This is a genomic window from Faecalibacterium sp. Marseille-Q4137, assembly GCF_017377535.1.
Taxonomy (GTDB): domain Bacteria; phylum Bacillota; class Clostridia; order Oscillospirales; family Ruminococcaceae; genus Faecalibacterium; species Faecalibacterium duncaniae.
Map to the genome: position 1 here is coordinate 1 of NZ_JAFREK010000056.1, position 13038 is coordinate 13038.

10 protein-coding genes and 1 tRNA gene are annotated in these 13038 nt (G+C 58.4%); 7 read left to right on the forward strand and 4 right to left on the reverse strand.

Translation table 11 applies throughout. The features are described 5' to 3' along the window. The 3 genes from J3353_RS14580 to J3353_RS14590 form a co-directional block, all read left to right on the forward strand. The coding region (locus tag J3353_RS14580) for a transglutaminase-like domain-containing protein (RefSeq protein WP_207685118.1) at positions 1–960 on the forward strand (960 nt) is incomplete at its 5' end. Positions 961–963: 3 nt separating this feature from the next. Further along, complete coding sequence (gene rmuC / locus J3353_RS14585; RefSeq protein WP_207685119.1) at positions 964–2295, forward strand: DNA recombination protein RmuC; 1332 nt, start codon at positions 964–966, stop codon at positions 2293–2295. Positions 2296–2384: 89 nt separating this feature from the next. Further along, positions 2385–3566, forward strand: a complete 1182-nt coding sequence (locus J3353_RS14590) for an FprA family A-type flavoprotein (protein ID WP_117504750.1) — start codon at positions 2385–2387, stop codon at positions 3564–3566. Between the two features lie 152 nt (positions 3567–3718). On the opposite strand, the gene J3353_RS14595 is transcribed toward J3353_RS14590, so the two are convergent. After that, on the reverse strand, positions 3719–4096 hold the full coding sequence (locus tag J3353_RS14595; protein ID WP_207685120.1) for a PAS domain-containing protein: 378 nt from the start codon (positions 4094–4096) through the stop codon (positions 3719–3721). Further along, complete coding sequence (locus J3353_RS14600) at positions 4084–5094, reverse strand: RluA family pseudouridine synthase (protein WP_207685121.1); 1011 nt, start codon at positions 5092–5094, stop codon at positions 4084–4086. The genes J3353_RS14595 and J3353_RS14600 overlap by 13 nt, the downstream gene beginning before the upstream one ends. Positions 5095–5408: 314 nt before the next feature. Between J3353_RS14600 and J3353_RS14605 the strand changes: the two genes are divergently transcribed. The 4 genes from J3353_RS14605 to J3353_RS14620 all read left to right on the forward strand — a co-directional run bounded on the left by J3353_RS14605 (position 5409) and on the right by J3353_RS14620 (position 11361). Continuing rightward, on the forward strand, positions 5409–6134 hold the full coding sequence (locus J3353_RS14605) for a RadC family protein (protein ID WP_207685122.1): 726 nt from the start codon (positions 5409–5411) through the stop codon (positions 6132–6134). Positions 6135–6218: 84 nt separating this feature from the next. Continuing rightward, entirely contained in the window at positions 6219–8276 is a 2058-nt protein-coding gene (gene uvrB, locus J3353_RS14610) for an excinuclease ABC subunit UvrB (RefSeq protein WP_207685123.1), read from the forward strand. Next, positions 8263–11145: an excinuclease ABC subunit UvrA gene (gene uvrA, locus J3353_RS14615; protein WP_207685124.1), complete on the forward strand. Its 2883-nt coding sequence runs from the start codon at positions 8263–8265 to the stop codon at positions 11143–11145. Before uvrB ends, uvrA begins: the two co-directional genes overlap by 14 nt. A 138-nt stretch (positions 11146–11283) precedes the next feature. Continuing rightward, positions 11284–11361 (forward strand) — tRNA-Pro (locus J3353_RS14620). A gap of 134 nt (positions 11362–11495) precedes the next feature. Here J3353_RS14620 and J3353_RS14625 read toward each other — a convergent pair. Both J3353_RS14625 and J3353_RS14630 read right to left on the reverse strand, forming a co-directional pair. Continuing rightward, positions 11496–12593, reverse strand: a complete 1098-nt coding sequence (locus J3353_RS14625; protein WP_223382200.1) for a site-specific integrase — start codon at positions 12591–12593, stop codon at positions 11496–11498. 76 nt (positions 12594–12669) lie between these two features. Then, entirely contained in the window at positions 12670–12870 is a 201-nt protein-coding gene (locus J3353_RS14630) for a helix-turn-helix domain-containing protein (protein WP_158398184.1), read from the reverse strand. Positions 12871–13038: the final 168 nt, after the last annotated feature.

The following is a 13038-nucleotide window of genomic DNA, read 5'->3' on the forward strand; positions in this document are numbered from 1 at the left end:
ATGGAGCGGGAAGGGCAGGCCAGTGCCCGCATCACGCTGAAGACCAGCGTGGGGATGTCGGATGAGGCCTTTGCCGCCGCTCTGGCTAAGGCAAAGGCAGAGGGCCGGGAGAGCGTGCACGTCCGCGCTTGGCTGCCCATCCCGGCAGAATGCCTGGCCCAGAGCGAGATCGAGCTGCAGAGCTTTACCGAGCAGCCGGGCCGCATCGCCGATGCAAACGCCCCCCAGCGCACGGTCTGCTGGGAGGCTGACCTGACCGAAAACCGCCGCTTCGGGGTGCAGTACCGTTACAAGACAACGGCAGTCTATGCCGACCCGCTGGACTTTGTGTCCGCGCCGGAACAGCCGACCTTTGATACGGAGGAGCAGGCCCCGCATATCGTGTTCACACCCTACCTGCGGGCGCTGGCCGCACAGCTGACCGAAGGAATCACCGACCCGGCGGAGAAGGCAAAGCGCATCTATGATTACGTTACCCTGAACGTGCGGTATCACTATCAGCCTGCCTACTTTGTGCAGGACTGCCTGCCCGACCGCTGCGCGCGGGACCGGCGCGGTGACTGCGGTATTATGGCCCTGACCTTCATCACCCTCTGCCGTCTGGTGGGCATTCCGGCCCGCTGGCAGAGCGGTCTGTCGGTGTCGCCCACAGGCGTGGGCTGCCACGACTGGGCCATGTTCTACATTGCCCCCAAGGGCTGGATGTATGCCGACTGCTCGTTTGGTGCCTCCATGGCACGGCAGGGCGAGGAAGAGCTGCGCCGCCACTACTTCGGCAGCCTGGACACCGGGCGCATGGTGGCAAACCGCGCCTTTGAGGCACCCTTTGACCCGCCGATGTACGGGTTCCGTTCCGACCCCTATGATAACCAGTCGGGCGAGTGCGAGGTGGACGGCGTGGGCCTTTATGGCGATGCGCTGGATACCCGGAAAGAATTGGTCGATTTCGAGGACTTATAATCAATGGAATTTTTAGCTGGATTGTACACCCTGCTGCTGGTCATCATCTGCCTGCTGCTGGCAGTGGTGCTCTGGAAACTGAACAAGCCCCGGAACGGGGGAGACTACGAGGAGCTCAAGCGCTGGATGCAGCAGCAGCTCGATGCACAGGCAAAAGACTTTGCGGCCAGACAGGCGGCAATGGCGGAGCAGAACTATACCGCCATCCGCAGCGTCAGTGAGACGCTGCAGACCTCGGTGCAGAGTATGAGCACTACACTGGCACAGGGTCAGAGCGGCCAGCAGCAGATCCTGACCCAGCGGCTCCAGAGTCTGGAGGCCGCCAACACCCAGAAGCTGGAAGAGCTGCGCAAGACCCTTGCGGAAAACATGACCGCCCTGCAGGCCGAGAACGCCAAAAAGCTGGATGAGATCCGCCACACTGTGGACGAGCAACTGCAGGATGCCCTGCAGAAGCGGGTGACCGAGAGCTTCAAGGCTGTGAATGACCAGCTGGAACAGGTGTACAAGGGGCTGGGCGAGATGCAGAACCTTGCCGCCGATGTGGGCGGGCTGAAGCAGGTGCTCTCGGGCGTTAAGACTCGCGGCATTCTGGGCGAGATCCAGCTGGGGGCCATTCTGGAAGAGATCCTGGCTCCGGAGCAGTACGAGACCAATGTGGCCACCATTCCGGGCAGCACCCAGCGGGTGGAATATGCCATCAAGATGCCGGGCGCGGACGGCGGCACGGTCTGGCTGCCCATCGACTCCAAATTCCCCGGCGACACCTATGCGCACTTGCAGGATGCCCAGGCCTCCGGCGATGCGCAGGCGGTGGAGAATGCCCGCCATGCGCTGGAGCTGGTGCTGCGGAGCGAGGCAAAGGATATCCGGGAAAAGTATGTGGAGCCGCCCTACACCACGACCTTTGGCATCCTCTTCCTGCCTTTTGAAGGATTGTACGCCGAGGTGGTGAACGCCGGTCTGCTGGAGGTGCTGCAGCGGGATTATCAGGTGAACATTGCAGGCCCCAGCACCATGGCGGCTCTGCTCAACAGCCTGCAGATGGGCTTCAAGACCCTTGCCATCCAGAAGCGCTCCGGCGAGGTCTGGCAGCTGCTGGGTGCCGTTAAGACGGAGTTCGACAAGTTCGGGCAGGGGCTCTCCAAGATGCAGCAGCGTCTGCGCCAGACCGATGAAGAGCTGGACAACCTCATTGGTGTCCGCAGCCGGGCCATCAGCCGCAAGCTCCGCAGTGTCCAGAGCCTGGATGATGCCAGCGCAGCAGCCCTGCTGGAGCTGGACAACGAGCCCGGCCGGCCGGTGGCAGCAAGACTGCCGGAGGAGCTTGAATAATCTTTAACAATGTGCTATACTAGGAACCGCTATTAGTATTATGCTGCCACTTTTCCGGCACAGCAATATGGATAGAGAGGATGTCTGCTATGAGCGTGAAAAAGATCAGCGAAGCCATTCTGGGCGTGGGTGTGGACGATACCACCATTGACCTGTTCGAGAGCCAGTACCCGGTGCCCACCGGCGTGAGCTACAATTCCTATGTCATTCTGGACGAAAAGACCGCCATTCTGGATACGGTGGACAACCGTGCCACGGAGCCCTGGCTTGCCAACCTGACCGAGGCACTGGCCGGACGCAAGCCGGATTATCTGGTGGTCAGCCACATGGAGCCTGACCACGGTGCCAACATCGCCAGACTGGCCGCCCTCTACCCGGAAATGCAGGTGGTGGGCAACGCCAAAACTTTCCTGTATATGGATCAGTTCTTTGGGGCGGATGCCGTTGCCAAGGAGCGCCGCGTGGTGGTGAAGGACGGCGAGAGCCTGAGCCTGGGCACCCACACCCTGACCTTTGTGCTTGCCCCCATGGTGCATTGGCCTGAGGTCATGGTGAGCTATGAGAGCAGTGAAAAGGTGCTTTTCTCTGCAGACGGCTTTGGCCGGTTTGGTGCAGTGGCCAGGTTTGACGAAAACGCCGACTGGGCCAGCGAGGCCCGCCGCTACTACCTGAACATCGTGGGCAAGTACGGCCCGCAGGTGCAGGCTCTGCTGAAAAAGGCCGCCGCGCTGGATATCGCCACCATCTGCCCCCTGCACGGCCCCGTGCTGACCGGCGATCTGAGCAAGTACCTGAACTACTATGACCTGTGGTCCAGCTACAAGGCTGAGGAGCCGGAGAAGATCCTGGTGGCCAGCGCTTCCATCCACGGCCACACCAAAGCCGCCGCCCACACCATGGCTGAGAAGCTGCGCGCCAAGGGTGCCAAGGTGGTGGAGATGGATCTGACCCGCACCGATGTCTCCTATGCCGTCACTGAGGCCTTCCGCTGTGGCCGGATCGTGCTGGCCTGTGCCACCTACGATGGCTTCCTCTTCCCGCCGATGGAGAATCTGCTGGCACACCTCAAGACCAAGAACTTCCAGGGCCGCACCGTTGGCCTGATGGAGAACGGCACCTGGGCCCCCATGGCTGCAAAGCTGATGCGTGCCGAGCTGGACGGCATGAAGAACATCACCGTCTGTGATGCCGTTGTGACCATCCGCTCTGCCGCAAATGCTGCCGCTGAGGCACAGATGGATGTGCTGGCTGATGAGCTGCTGGCAAAGTAACGAATCGACCCCATAAAAACGAACGAACGCCTGCCGTGTGAGAAAAGCCCGGCAGGCGTTCGTTTTGTCTATGCGGGAGGTATAGCAGAGTAGCATCTTCGCACGGGGGGTAGGCGGCAAAGTCTTTTTTGTGTGGAGTTCGCCTTTCTTTGTCAGAACAAATCGTACTGCTTCATAGTTTCAGCTTTTCGGGAATCATGCTTCTCGTAGTAGCCGATCAGGGTACCGTCCTCGTCCCGCAGGGCTACCATGTAGACGTCGCGGTCGTGCTTTGCGTTGTGATAGGTATAGACGATGTTGTGGCTGGCATCCGCCGCGAACCACTCGACCACCTTGCGGATGGCTTCCACCGAATGGGGGTTGTGGCAGGCCAGAAGGCTTTTGCCCAGCAGGGCGGCTCCGCCGTATTTGCCGTAATCCACCACAGCGGCAGGGTTCATATAGAGGATGGTGTGATCCAGGTCGCAGATAACCACGGCCTCGCGGTCCTGGTCGATGATGCTTTTGAAATAGGCGTTCAGGTCTGCCATGATGCTGCTCCTTCTTTATTCTTATCCAGTGCGTCGAACTGTTTGACGATCTGGGGGTCCTTCAGCTTGATGACCTTGCCGGAGAGGTAGTGCAAGGTGTTCTCCTCCGGGATATCCAGGAAGCTGATGCGGACGGCGCAGAGAGCCTGCGTCCGGGTGCCGGTGCGCTCGTTCATCTTGCGGTTGCCGTATTTGATATCTCCAAGCACCGGCTTGCCCAGGTAGGCCAGATGCGCGCGGATCTGGTGGGTGCGGCCCGTGATGAGGCCGATCTTGCACAGGGCAAAGGGCCCGGCGGTGCGCAGCACATCCACATCGGTGATGATCTGCTTGCGGCGCTCATCCTGAGATTGGTGGGCATGGATGCTGACCTTGTTGTTCTTCTCGTCGTGCTCCCACCAGGCCGTGAACCGCCCGCTCTGGGGGATGCCCACGGTGATGGTGTAGTATTCCTTTTTGAGCAGGTCGGTGCGGATGATCTCGTTCATGTCCCGCAGGGCGGCGTAGCTCTTGGCCGCGATGACAAGGCCCTCAGTGCCACGGTCCAGCCGGTTGCAGATGCCGGGCTTGAAGCGGTTCTCACCGCCCGCATCGTACTCGCCCTTCTGGGCCAGATACTGGGTGAATGCGTCCACAAGGTTGGCATCGCCGGTGCGGTCGCTGTGGCAGAGCAGATGGGTGGGCTTGTACAGCACGGCAATGTTCTCGTCCTCATAGATGACGGTCACCTTGGGCTGGTTCTGCTGCTTTTTGGGGGCAGGCTTGCGGGCTGCAGGCTTTGCGCCCTCGGGCGGGAAGAATTCATCGTTGATGTACAGCTCAATGAGGTCGCCCGCCTTGAGCCGATCCTCGGGGGTACCTTTTTTGCCGTTGACCTTGACCCGCTTGTTGCGGAAGCTCTTGTACAGCAGGCTGGTGGGGAAATCGCGCGTCACGCTCTGGACAAAGCGGGAAAGCCGCACGCCCTCGTCGTTTGCGGTGGCAGTAAATTGTTTCATAAAATCGTTCCTTTTGTTGGATGAAAGACAAACCCTCTCCGTCTTTGCTTCGCAAATCCACCTCTCCCAAAGGGAGAGGCAATGCATCTCCCGGGTTCAGTACATGCTGACCGAGAGCCACAAGGGGCTCTCCCTTTGGGAGAGCTGGCAAAGCCGCAGGCTTTGACTGAGAGGGCATATTGATTCATAAAAAAGCCTTTTCTCTATAATAAACCACCCTTTCTTTGAAGTCAACGCAGAATATTTCCTGTGCCCCCTTGTGTTTTGCTGAAAAAACGGTACTATTAAAGTAATAACGCAAAAGGAGAACGACCATGGCAAAGGAAAGCTGCCAGCATAAGGGGCACCGCCAGCGGATGCGCGCTCGGGTAGAGCAGTATGGACTGGAAAGTCTGGAACCCCACGAAGCGCTGGAATATGTCCTTTACATCACCAACACCCGCAAGGACACCAACGGCCTTGCCCATGTCCTCATGGACCGGTTCGGAGACTTTGCCGGGGTGCTGGATGCCTCCGAGGAGGATCTGCTGACGGTGGAGGGCGTAGGCCCCTCTACCGCCCGGATGCTGCATCTTTTGCCGCAGGTCGGCAGATACTATACCCAGTGTGCGGTCAACGGAAAAAAATGCATGAAGACCACCGACCAGCTGGTCGAATACCTGATGGCACAGTTTGCCGGGACTGTGCAGGAACGCGCCCTGCTGACTGCGCTGGATGGCCGCAGCCGCATCAAGGGGCTGTTCTGGCTGCGGGACGGCACCAGCGACCGGGTGAGTCTGGAAATCAAGGATGTGGTGGCGGCAGCCCTCAAGGGCGGTACCGACAGTGTGGTGCTCTGCCATAACCACCCCAACGGCGTGGCCCTGCCCTCGCGGGAGGATCTGATGGCCACCGAGAATATCGTCCGGGCACTGGGGCTGGTCAAGGTGCATCTGCGGGATCACATCATCCTGACCGAGAGCGAATATTTCTCCATGCGGGAGGCCAACCGCCTGCCGTTTTACGATTTCCAGACCGGGGAGATGCTCAGGCCGTATTGATATTATAAAATAATTGTGTTATAATCAACATGAAAAGCACAACTATTTGTAGTTCTATCTGAGAACAGAAAGGAGAAACGAGACATGGCCGATGAAAAGTTCCATCTCGTCTCCAACTATGCCCCCACGGGTGACCAGCCCCAGGCCATTGAGCAGCTGGTAGAGGGCGTTGAGCGGGGCGACCGCTGCCAGACCCTGCTGGGTGTGACCGGCAGCGGCAAGACCTTTACCATGGCCAACGTGATCGCCCGGTGCAACCGCCCCACGCTGGTGCTGGCCCATAATAAGACGCTGGCGGCCCAGCTCTGCACCGAGTTCCGCTCGTTCTTCCCGGACAATGCGGTGGAGTATTTTGTTTCCTACTACGATTACTACCAGCCCGAAGCCTACATCCCCAGCACCGATACCTACATTGAAAAGGACAGCGCCATCAACGATGAGATCGACCGCCTGCGCCATTCGGCCACGGCGGCGCTTTCGGAGCGGCGGGATGTCATCATTGTGGCATCGGTGTCCTGTATCTACTCTCTGGGCGACCCCATCGATTACCGCAGCATGGTCATCAGCCTGCGGCCCGGGATGCAGATGGAGCGGGATGACCTGTGCAAAAAGCTGGTCACCCTGCAATATGAGCGGAACGACATCAATTTTATCCGCAATAAGTTCCGTGTTCACGGCGACACGGTGGATATCTATCTGGCCTACATGAGCGATCTTGCCATCCGGGTGGAGTTCTTTGGGGATGAGATCGACCGCATCACGGAGTTCAACCCCGTTACCGGCACCCGGCAGAACGTGGTGAAGCATGTGGCCATCTTCCCGGCCAGCCACTACATCGTCAGTGCCGATAAAAAGGCAGCGGCCATTGAAAAGATCCGCGCCGAGTGTGACGAGCAGGTGAAGAAGTTCACCGCCGAGGGCAAGCTCATTGAAGCCCAGCGCATCCAGCAGCGAACGAACTACGACATCGAGATGCTGACCGAAGTGGGAATCTGCAAGGGCATCGAGAACTACTCGGCGGTGCTGTCGGGCCGTGCGCCGGGCAGTATGCCCACCACCCTGCTGGATTATTTCCCGGAGGATTTTCTGCTTTTTGTGGATGAGAGCCATGTGACCCTGCCGCAGGTGCGCGCTATGTACGGCGGCGACTACGCCCGCAAAAAGACGCTGGTGGAGTACGGTTTCCGTCTGCCGTCGGCCTTTGACAACCGCCCCCTCAAGTTTGAGGAGGTGGAAAGCAAACTGAACCAGATGGTGTTCGTCTCGGCCACGCCGGGCGAGTACGAGCGCCGGAACAGCACCCGGATCGCGCAGCAGGTCATCCGGCCCACCGGTCTGCTGGACCCGCTGATCTCGGTGCGGCCTGTGGAGGGGCAGGTGACTGACCTGCTGGGCGAGATCAACGCCCGCACGGCGAAGAACGAGCGTGTTCTTGTGACCACCCTGACCAAGAAGATGGCCGAGGACCTGACCGACTTCTTGACCGAGCAGGGCATCAAGGTCAAATATATGCACCACGAGGTGGACACCTTTGAACGGATGGAGATCATCAAAGATCTGCGCCTGGGCTCCATCGATGTGGTGGTGGGCATCAACCTCCTGCGCGAGGGCCTGGATCTGCCCGAGGTCAGCCTTGTGGCGATCCTGGATGCCGACAAGGAAGGCTTCCTGCGCAGTGAGACCAGCCTCATCCAGACCATTGGCCGCGCGGCCCGCAACGCCGAGGGTCTGGTCATTATGTACGCCGATGAGGTGACGGACAGCATGGAACGCGCCATCACCGAGACCGAGCGCCGCCGTGCCATCCAGATGGCCTACAATGAAGAACACGGCATCGTGCCTAAGACCATCGTCAAGGCCATTGCGGACAGCATTGAGATCAGCGATAAGGCGGAGAACGCAAAGCGGAATACCCGCCGCATGGGCAAACTGGAGCGGGAAGCTGCCATCGAGCGCCTGACCCGGGAGATGAAGGAGGCTGCCAAGCTGCTGGAATTTGAGCATGCGGCCTTCCTGCGTGACCAGATCGACCGCCTGCGCCGGGGCGAGAACCCTACCGTGGACTCGGATGCCGAGACCGAGCGCAGGCAGAACCATGCACAGACACAGAGAAGAGGGAGAAAGTACCTTGGCAAACGATAAGATCGTCATCAAAGGCGCACGGGAGCACAACCTGAAGAATATTGATCTGACCCTCCCGCGCGAAAAATTCATTGTTATGACCGGCCTGTCCGGTTCCGGCAAGTCGAGCCTTGCCTTCGATACCATTTATGCCGACGGCCAGCGCCGCTATGTGGAGAGCCTTTCCAGCTACGCCCGGATGTTCCTGGGCCGGATGGACAAGCCCGATGTGGATGAGATCACCGGCCTGTCGCCGGCCATTTCCATTGACCAGAAGACCACCAGCCACAACCCCCGCTCTACCGTGGGCACCGTGACCGAGATCTATGATTACCTGCGCCTGCTGTATGCCCGGGTGGGCGTGCCCCACTGCCCGGTGTGCGGCCGTGTCATCAGCCAGCAGACCGTGGATGAGATGGTGGATGCCGTGCTCAAGCTGGAGGACGGCACCAAATTCCAGGTGCTGGCTCCCGTGGTGCGCCAGCGAAAGGGCACGCAGCAGAAGGAGCTGGATGCCGCCCGGCGGGGCGGCTATTCCCGTGTGAAGATCGACGGCAATCTGTATGACCTGGACGAAGAGATCACGCTGGAAAAGAACATCAAGCACACGGTGGAGATCGTGGTGGACCGCCTTGCCATGCGCAAGGGCATCCGGGGCCGTCTGGCGGATTCGCTGGAAACTGCGCTGGCTCTGACCGGCGGCATCGCCGAGATCGATGTCATCGGTGGGGAGTGCATGACCTTCAGCCAGAACTTCGCCTGCCCGGAGCACGGCATCTCCATCGGGGACCTGTCGCCCCGGCTCTTCTCCTTCAACAACCCGCAGGGTGCCTGTGAGAAGTGCACGGGCCTTGGTACGTTTATGCGGGTGGACGAGGAGCGCATCCTGCCCAATAAGAACCTGTCCATCCGGCAGGGGGCCATCAAGGCCAGCGGCTGGTACTACGCCGAGGGCTCTGTCAGCGAAATGTACTACCTTGGTCTGGGTAAAAAATACGGCTTTACGCTGGACACGCCCATCAAGGATATGAGCACCGAGGCAGTGAACGCCCTGCTCTACGGCACCAACGGCGAAAAGATCGAGATGCACCGAACCAACGAGTTCGGCAGCGGTGTCTACTATAATACGTTTGAGGGCATCGTGGAGAACCTGGAGCGCCGCTTCCGGGAGACCAACAGCGAGTGGATGAAGGAAGAGATCGGCAGCTTCATGTCCGGCGTGGAGTGCCCGGACTGCCACGGCAAGCGCCTGAAGCCGGTGGTGCTGGCAGTGACCGTTGGGGATAAGAACATCAGCGAGTTCTGCGAAATGTCCATCCGGGATGAGCTGAAATTTATTGCCGAAAATGAGCCGAACCTGACCGAGAAGCAGAGGCAGATCGGCGGTCAGATCATGAAGGAGATCCGGAACCGCCTGCAGTTTTTGCAGAGCGTGGGTCTGGATTACCTGACCCTGGCCCGCGCGGCTGGCACCCTGTCCGGCGGCGAAAGCCAGCGCATCCGCCTGACCACCCAGATCGGCAGTGCGCTGTCCGGCGTGCTCTATGTGCTGGACGAGCCCAGCATCGGCCTGCACCAGCGCGATAACGACAAGCTCATTGCAACCCTGAAGAACCTGCGGGATCTCGGCAATACTGTCATCGTGGTCGAGCACGATGAGGATACCATGCGCAGTGCGGACTATATCGTGGATGTGGGCCCCGGCGCAGGCGTTCACGGCGGCGAGATCGTGGCGGCGGGCAGTGTAAAGGATATCTGTAAGGCTAAGCGGAGCATCACCGGCGATTATCTTTCCGGCCGCAAGCGCATTGCCGTGCCCCAGACCCGCCGCACCGGCAATGGAAACTTTCTGACCGTGAAAGGTGCCCGGGAGAACAACCTGCGCAACATTGATGTCCGGTTCCCGTTGGGCGAGTTCGTCTGTGTGACCGGCATTTCCGGTTCCGGCAAGTCCAGCCTGATCAATGAGATCCTGTACAAGACGCTGGCCTGTGAGCTGAACGGTGCCCGCAGCCGTGCGGGCAAGTGCGACGGGGTGGAGGGTCTTGAGTTCGTGGATAAGGTCATTGGCATCGACCAGCAGCCCATCGGCCGTACGCCCCGCTCCAACCCGGCCACCTATACCGGCGTGTTCAACGATATCCGCGCCGTCTTTGCCGAGACCCAGGATGCAAAGATGCGCGGCTACGGCCCGGGAAGGTTCAGCTTCAATGTCAAGGGAGGCCGCTGTGAGGCTTGTGAGGGCAACGGCATTTTGCAGATCGAGATGCACTTCCTGCCGGATGTTTATGTGCCCTGTGAGGTATGCAAGGGCGCGCGCTATAACCGCGAGACGCTGGAGGTAAAGTATAAGGAAAAGACCATCTCCGACGTGCTGAACATGACCGTGGAGGAGGCGGTGGTGTTCTTTGCAAACCAGCCCAAGATCGCCCGCAAGCTGCAGACCCTGCTGGATGTGGGCCTTGGCTATGTGACCCTTGGCCAGAGTGCCACCACCCTGTCCGGCGGCGAAGCTCAGCGTGTCAAGCTGGCCAACGAACTTGCCCGCCGCGGCACCGGTAAGACGGTGTATATCCTCGATGAGCCTACCACCGGCCTGCACATTGCGGACGTGCATCGCCTGATCGAGGTGCTGCAGAAGCTGGTGGATGCGGGCAACACGGTCATTGTCATCGAGCACAACCTGGATCTCATCAAGTGTGCCGATCACATCATTGACCTTGGCCCTGAAGGCGGCAGCGCCGGCGGTCTGGTGATTGCCGAGGGTACGCCCGAGCAGGTGGCCGAGGTGCCCGGAAGCTTTACCGGCCAGTACCTCAAGCCCCTGCTGGAAAAGGACAGACAGCTGCGGGCCGCAGATGCGGAAACTGGCGTAAAAGCAAAAAAGTAAAGCGGCGCTCATACGATTAAAATCATACTTTTCTTGAAAAAATCAGAAAAAGATGCAGAAAAGTGTTGACAAAACCCGGAAAGATGCGTATAATATCTTTTGTCGCCAATGCTTCGGTAGGGAGGCAGAGGACGATATCCGGGTGTAGCGCAGTTTTGGTAGCGCGCTTGAATGGGGTTCAAGAGGCCGTGAGTTCGATTCTCGCCACTCGGACCATAAATTCAACGATTTCACGTTAGAAATCGTTGGATTTTTTTGTTTGTGGGCTGACCTCATTTGGTTTTGACCACAATTTTGACCACAATGCCAAAGATTTTATCTGGTCTAATTAGTGCCGTTCCGTCCAATTTTCAGGCCGAAAATGCCTCGCTGAACAACTGGATCGCACTCTGCCGAATGGATTCCTGAACATGGAGATAATGCTCAGTCATTTCGGTATCGGCATGGCCTACGATGCTCTGAATGGTCTGAATATCCACGCCCAACGCCTGCATCTGCGACACATAGGTGTGGCGGCAGCTGTGCGGCGTGAGCAAGCGGACATCGCCCGCTTCTTCCAAAGATTTGCGGAACACATCCCGGAAATGGGTGGGATTGCAGGGCAAGCCGGTCTTGGGGCTTTCCCAGATGAACTGATCGGTGGTATCCCGCAGCTTGATGGCACACGGGCGGACATTCAGCGGCACCGGAATATCCCGGATACTGTCTTTGGATTTCGGACTGCCGATGCTGACTGTACCTTTTACGACCTTTACTGCCTGCCGGATGTGAATGACAGAGCCATCTTCTTCAATAAACTGCGGCTCCAAAGCCAGAAGTTCCTGCATCCTCATTCCAGTGCCGAGTAAAAGCCGAATGCTCAAGCCCATGCGGTCATCGGGCAGCACCTTCATCAGGTGTGCGACTTCCGCTGTGGTAAAGGCTTCCTTGCGTTTTGCGGTGCCGGATGCCCGCATCTTTTCAGCAAGCCGGACCGGGTTGCGGCGCACAAGGTCATTGGCTTCTGCCTTTTGAAAGATCTGGTAGAGCATCCCTCGTGCCTTGCTGATGTAAGAATCCGAGCGGCCATCGCGCCGCATCCCTTTCAGGAAGTTTTCAATGTCGATGGGGCGTATGACGGTCAAGGGGCGATGATAAAATCCCTCTTTGAGCATTTTCAGGCAGTATTTGTAGCTTTCCTGTGTCGTGGGAGCGATATTATCCTTGTGACCCTCGAACCATGTATCGGCCCAATCTTCAAAGTACAGGATCGTGTCCAACTGGACACCGCTAATAAGCGCATCCTGATACTCTTTCAGTTTGAGCTTGACCTCCTTCTGGGTCTTGCCATAGAAGGTCTTGAAGCGCGGCGAACCATCTTTCTGGTAGCCGTCCATCATACGTAATTCCCAGCGACCATCGCTGCGGTGGCGAAGCGTACCCTCGCCGTGTGAACGTTTGCTTGGCATATTGCCTCCTTCCTGATGTCAAGTCGTTTCGTGAATCAGTATAAATAAAGCGACCTCTTGAATCAAGGATGTCAGATCAGCTGTTTACGCTGTCGCTAATCCACTGAAGAAAGCGGTCTTTGGGAACGACCATCCGCTTACCGATGTGGAGCGTGGGAAAACCGTCCGAACGGAGCAGGATGTAAGCGTTGGCGCGGGAGATGCCCAGCGCAGCAGCGACATGATCGGCTGTCAGAGTGATGGGAAGCTGCTCATACGAAGTGAACTGAGAGCGCATAGAATACCTCTTTCCTCTATATGTTGTATTGAATGAATACGTGAACACTATATATTGCACTTTAATATGTAACAAGGGGCATTTGCGGTTTGCGGATGCCCCTTGTGTATATGGGAGACTAACTATTAAAAGTCAAGCCCCAAAATGAAAAAATCCGTCTGCCGACCG

Coding starts and splice junctions, on each gene's coding strand:
- J3353_RS14600 (WP_207685121.1), bottom strand. CDS start 5,094: ATGAAACAATTTACTGCCACCGCAAACGACGAGGGCGTGCGGCTTTCC.
- J3353_RS14625 (WP_223382200.1), bottom strand. CDS start 12,593: ATGCCAAGCAAACGTTCACACGGCGAGGGTACGCTTCGCCACCGCAGC.
- rmuC (WP_207685119.1), top strand. CDS start 964: ATGGAATTTTTAGCTGGATTGTACACCCTGCTGCTGGTCATCATCTGC.
- J3353_RS14595 (WP_207685120.1), bottom strand. CDS start 4,096: ATGGCAGACCTGAACGCCTATTTCAAAAGCATCATCGACCAGGACCGC.
- J3353_RS14590 (WP_117504750.1), top strand. CDS start 2,385: ATGAGCGTGAAAAAGATCAGCGAAGCCATTCTGGGCGTGGGTGTGGAC.
- J3353_RS14630 (WP_158398184.1), bottom strand. CDS start 12,870: ATGCGCTCTCAGTTCACTTCGTATGAGCAGCTTCCCATCACTCTGACA.
- uvrB (WP_207685123.1), top strand. CDS start 6,219: ATGGCCGATGAAAAGTTCCATCTCGTCTCCAACTATGCCCCCACGGGT.
- J3353_RS14605 (WP_207685122.1), top strand. CDS start 5,409: ATGGCAAAGGAAAGCTGCCAGCATAAGGGGCACCGCCAGCGGATGCGC.